Origin of the sequence: Microcystis sp. M079S1, assembly GCF_020246425.1 — a bacterium.
GTDB lineage: Bacteria > Cyanobacteriota > Cyanobacteriia > Cyanobacteriales > Microcystaceae > Microcystis > Microcystis aeruginosa.
Window position 1 is genome coordinate 1 of sequence record NZ_JADBSZ010000022.1, and the last position, 5,083, is coordinate 5,083.

Genomic DNA, 5,083 nt, shown 5'->3' on the forward strand with positions numbered 1-5,083 from the left:
CTTGTAGGTTGTTTCACCATCAAAAACTGTAACCAAAGAAGATAAACCTAGGTCTATCCCTGATATTTTTAGTTTTTCAATGGTTGTTGAGTCATCCATCTCAAACAAGATGGCAGCAAAATATTTATCTGTACTGGTTTTAGAAACAGTTACGGATTTAATCTTACCATTTATTACTTGAGAAATCTTAGCTTTTACAACCCCTAATTTAGGTAGCTTAATTCCCTTATTTCTAATTGAACAACTTTCAGGATAACGGATTGATTGTTTTTTGTGCTTACTTTTAAATTTAGGGAATTTTGTTCTTTTTGAGAAGAAGTTCTTAAAAGCAGATTCTAAGTTTTTCAATGATTGCTGCAAGGTAGCGGCAGTAGCCTCAGCTAACCATTCAAAATCCAGTTGTTTCTTGAGTTGGGTAAGGTCTTTTGCCATGTCACAGTAGGTCATTCCTTTACCAGTCTCTAGGTACTGATTGTTAGTTTTATTTAAGTAGTAATTCCAAACAAAACGGACGCAACCAAAGTTTTTAGCTAAGGCTAGTTCCTGTTTTTTGTTTGGGTATATTCTCACTTTTAAAACATTTAACATCAGCCTGACCCCATCTGTGCTATCTTTTCAGTATAACACTTACCGCTTAAATATGTCAAGCTCATACATACCTTGAGAATCAAGCCTTTCCTTATTAGGAAACACTGTCGCGTTAGTTTAGATTCTGGGGGCAATTCATCTCCCGTTAATTTCTGGTATATTTTTAATTAAGGAGAAATTTAACGGGAGTCCTCTTGCTCCATTTAGATAGAGTAAGCTGGAAATAGCGTCGGTTAACTCCTGATGAATTGGCTCAAACAAGGAAAATGGATCGCAGGAGGTTTCGGGCTAACTGTCTTACTGATGGGAACTATTAGCCTAGTTTCCTATCGCAATACCCTCGCCCTGCGTCAGCGCGCTGCCGAGGTGGAAGTTACCTACGAGATCATCGATAATCTCAGTAATCTTTACGCTAACATGGCGGTGGCCGAATCGGGAAGACGGGATTATATCAAAACTGGCAGCCCTAGGGAATTAAGCCGTCATCGTCGGGCGATCGCTTTGATGAAATCTAACTGGCAACTCCTGGCTAAACAATTAGAAAACGGCACAGATTTCGAGCAGGAAATGGTGACTGAGATCGGGGATTTAATGTATCGGCGAATTGCTCTATTTAATCAATCGATCGCCACCTATAAATCCGATCGATCCGATGATATTTCTCAAAATGCAATCACGGTTAAAAGTGTCGATATCCGGGATAAGTTTCAAAATCTTCTTACCTATTTACAAGCTAGTCAGAAAAGGAATTTAAGAAGTAGCATCGCTAGTTCTAGGGATAGTATCCGCGAAAATTCTCTGTTGGGTTTACTGGGAACTTTTATCAGTTTTGGGATTATTTGCGGAGTTTATTTTTTGATTTTTTGGCAAGATAAACGGCGACAAAAAAGTGATGAAATTCACAGGTTATTACTACAGGAAAAAGAACTTTCCGATCTAAAAATTCAGCTTTTTTCAATGATATCTCATGAGTTTAGAACCCCTTTAACCGTGATTTTTTCTGCCTCGCAGTTATTAGAAAATGGCTTAAAAGATGCAGATCAATCGAGCAGAAAAAACCTATATAGAATCCAGTCTTCTGTCAAGCTAATGAATCAATTCTTAACAGATATTTTAATTTTAACAAGGGCAGAATCTGGTAATCTCAGTTGTCGGCTAGAGCCGCTCGATATTGAAGCTTTTTGTTTAAATTTAGTCGAGGATTTTCAATTTATCAATAAAAATAATACGCCGATTAAATTTGTCAGTCAGGGATTGATGATCCGTCCTTATCTAGATGAGAAACTGCTCTACTCGATTTTAAGTAATTTACTCTTAAATGCGATTAAATATTCCCCCACGGGAGCAGGGATTAGTTTGATTTTGTGGCAAGATAGCGATCGCATTGTTTTTCAAGTCCGGGATCACGGTATCGGCATTGCCGAGGAAGATAGAGGTAAGATCTATGAACCCTTTTATCGGGGTCAGAATGTGGAAAATATTATCGGCACGGGATTGGGGTTAGCAGTGGTTAAAAAATGCGTCGAACTCCACCGTGGCGAAATCACCCTAGATAGCCAAGTGGGTAAGGGAACAAGCTTTACCGTCAAACTGCCCATTTCACCCTAGTTCCAGCTTGACGATGGGAGTATGTCAAGAAATGTAACTTTCTTTCTCAGAAACGGGACGAAAGCAACGGCGAATTTTTATCTTCTAGAATAATCGATCGCAAAGTCCAATGTCGATCGACCCTGAAACCCCTTCTATTCATCTCAATTTGAGGAGAGCTTCATGCTTGACGCTTTTTCCAGAGCGGTAGTAACCGCCGATAGTAAAACCGCTGCCATCGGTGGTGCCGACTTAAACGCGCTCCGTAGCTTCATCGCCCAGGGCAACCGTCGTCTTGATGCCGTTAACGCGATCGCTAGTAACGCTAGTTGTATGGTTTCCGATGCCGTTGCCGGGATGATTTGCGAAAATACCGGCTTAATTCAAGCTGGTGGCAACTGTTACCCCAACCGTCGCATGGCAGCCTGTCTGCGTGATGCGGAAATCATCTTACGCTATGTCACCTATGCGCTTCTCGCTGGCGATGCTTCCGTCCTCGAAGATCGTTGCTTAAACGGTTTGAAAGAAACCTACACCGCTTTAGGTGTACCCCTACAATCCGCCGCTCGTGCCGTAGCGATCATGAAAGCGCAAGCCGCCGCCCACATTCAAGATACCCCCAGCGAAAAATTCGCCGGTGCTAAACTTCGCAAAATGGGTTCCCCCGTTGTTGAAGATCGTTGCGCCAGCTTAGTGGCAGAAGCGAGCAGCTATTTCGATCGAGTCATCGCCGCTCTCAGCTAAAACGAGACTAAAACTCGCTTTCGGGCTGTTATTTCCGCAAAAATCAGCCAATTAATTTCTTCACTCAAGTCAAACTTAAAAATAGTAAAGACATGAAATCAGTAATTACTACTGCCGTTGCTTCTGCTGATGCGGCTGGACGTTTCCCCAGCACCTCCGATCTAGAATCTGTACAAGGCTCGATCCAACGGGCCACCGCTCGTCTGGAAGCCGCCGAAAAACTGGCTGGCAACCTCGACGCTGTGGCCAAAGAAGCTTATGATGCTTGCATCAAAAAGTATCCCTACTTAAACGAAGCCGGGCAAGCTAACTCCACCGATACTTTCAAAGAAAAATGTCTCCGGGACATCAAACACTACCTGCGTCTGGTTAACTACTGTTTAGTAGTGGGTGGCACCGGTCCCCTCGATGAGTGGGGTATTGCCGGACAACGGGAAGTTTATCGCGCCCTGGGATTACCCACCGCTCCCTATGTAGAAGCTCTCAGCTTTGCTCGTAATCGCGGTTGCGCTCCCCGCGATATGTCGGCTCAAGCTCTCACCGAGTATAATGCCCTTCTCGACTATGTGATCAATTCTCTCTCCTAGAGACAGATATCGATCTCGTTCACGACTGGGGGACTCGCAGTTAATTGTTTGCCTATCATGGGGGTAAGCGAATAACTAGGAGTCCCTCGGTTATTGGCAGATTTTTAGCCGTCGGTCGTCAGTCAGGAGTCAGAAGTCAGGAGTCAGGAGTCAGGAGATTATTTTTATTTATTCTCCCCACTTCCCCACTTCCCCACACCCCACACCCCACTTCCCCACACCCTACTTACAGGACTTTTTAACAGCACCATGTCCCAAGAATCTTTATTCGAGCAGTTAAAGCACCCCAATCCGCACCTACGGGAACAGGCAATCTGGGAATTGGTGGAAACTCGCAACGAAACCACGATCGAGCGCCTGATGGCCATTTTAGATGAAGAAGATACCACCTATCGCCGGGCTGCCGTCAAAGCTCTAGGCGCGATCGGTGTGGATACGGTTCCCCTTTTGCTGGTAGGGTTACTCAATAGCGATAATGTCACCGTGCGCGGTAGTTGTGCCAAGGCCTTGTCCCAAGTAGCGGTGAATTATCCCGATGTCCCCTTTCCAGAGGCGGGAATCGCGGGTTTAAAAACGGCACTAGCAGACGCGAATCCGGTGGTACATATTGCGGCGGCTATGGCCCTGGGAGTAGTTGGGGTTCCAGCATTGGATAGTTTATTGGAAGTGTTGCAAAATACGGAGAATTTGGGGTTAGCCGTGTCGATAATTAATGCTGTTAGTTCGATTCCAGATAATCTATCTAAAGAGGTATTGACAGCCATAGCCAATGATGATAGGGCGGATAGCTACCTTCGGGAAACCGCCACCAGTGCCTTATCGCGGCTGGAATTGCTCCAGAATCAACTCACTCCAGGTTGATGGCATCGCAACTTTTAGGCAAAAATAGCGCTTTTGAAGCCCAAAAACCCTATATTTTGGCTATTTACCCCTGATTGACCCCTGACTAAAGGAAAGATTTTTGATTTTTGCAGCAGGTTGACCGCCATGGGGAACTGGTCACGGTTTCCTGATAGGATAAGGTGACTTGGGATTAACTTATGGTGTTGAAAATATGTCTCTAAAACCTTACATTTCTCGCTTATTAGCTTTGGTTCTCGTCCTGGTCATCGGATTGATGGGTTGTTCTAGTAGTTCGGGGTTAACGGGCAATTATGGAAAAGATACCCTGACGGTGATTGAAACTTTAACCACAGCCCTTGATTTAGTCAAAGATGACCCGAATAAAGCGGCAGTTGAGTCGCAAGCAAAGGAACAAATCAACGATTACATCTCCCTCTACCGACGAGATAAAAAATCCGGGGGTTTGCGTTCTTTCACTACTATGCAAACAGCTTTAAACTCTCTAGCTGGTTATTATACCGCCTACGGTTCCCGTCCCATCCCCGACAAACTCAAACAGCGTTTAAAACAAGAATTTAAACAGGTGCAATTCTCTCTCCAGAAAGGAATTTAGATACAGTTATCAGTTATCAGTTATCAGTTATCAGTTATCAGTTATCAGTTATCAGTTATCAGTTATCAGTTATCAGTTATCAGTTATCAGTTATCAGTTATCAGTTATCAGTTATCAGTTA

At 43.8% G+C, this 5,083-nt stretch carries 6 protein-coding genes; 5 read left to right on the forward strand and 1 reads right to left on the reverse strand.

The window, feature by feature from the left end; translation table 11 throughout:
- A partial coding sequence (locus IM456_RS01390; protein WP_287712725.1) for an RNA-guided endonuclease TnpB family protein occupies positions 1–588 on the reverse strand: 588 nt, incomplete at its 3' end.
- 243 nt (positions 589–831) lie between these two features.
- On the opposite strand from IM456_RS01390, the gene IM456_RS01395 reads away from it, so the two are divergent.
- From IM456_RS01395 to psb27, 5 genes are all read left to right on the forward strand, one after another.
- Positions 832–2,196, forward strand: coding sequence for a sensor histidine kinase (locus IM456_RS01395; RefSeq protein ID WP_287693837.1), 1,365 nt, complete (start codon positions 832–834; stop codon positions 2,194–2,196).
- A 162-nt stretch (positions 2,197–2,358) separates the two neighbouring features.
- Complete coding sequence (cpeB, locus tag IM456_RS01400) at positions 2,359–2,919, forward strand: phycoerythrin subunit beta (protein WP_008201973.1); 561 nt, start codon at positions 2,359–2,361, stop codon at positions 2,917–2,919.
- Between the two features lie 92 nt (positions 2,920–3,011).
- Entirely contained in the window at positions 3,012–3,506 is a 495-nt protein-coding gene (gene cpeA, locus IM456_RS01405; protein ID WP_149987642.1) for a C-phycoerythrin subunit alpha, read from the forward strand.
- A gap of 249 nt (positions 3,507–3,755) precedes the next feature.
- Entirely contained in the window at positions 3,756–4,367 is a 612-nt protein-coding gene (locus IM456_RS01410; protein WP_287693832.1) for a HEAT repeat domain-containing protein, read from the forward strand.
- Positions 4,368–4,560: 193 nt separating this feature from the next.
- Positions 4,561–4,962, forward strand: coding sequence for a photosystem II protein Psb27 (gene psb27 / locus IM456_RS01415; RefSeq protein ID WP_002783154.1), 402 nt, complete (start codon positions 4,561–4,563; stop codon positions 4,960–4,962).
- Positions 4,963–5,083 lie beyond the last annotated feature (121 nt).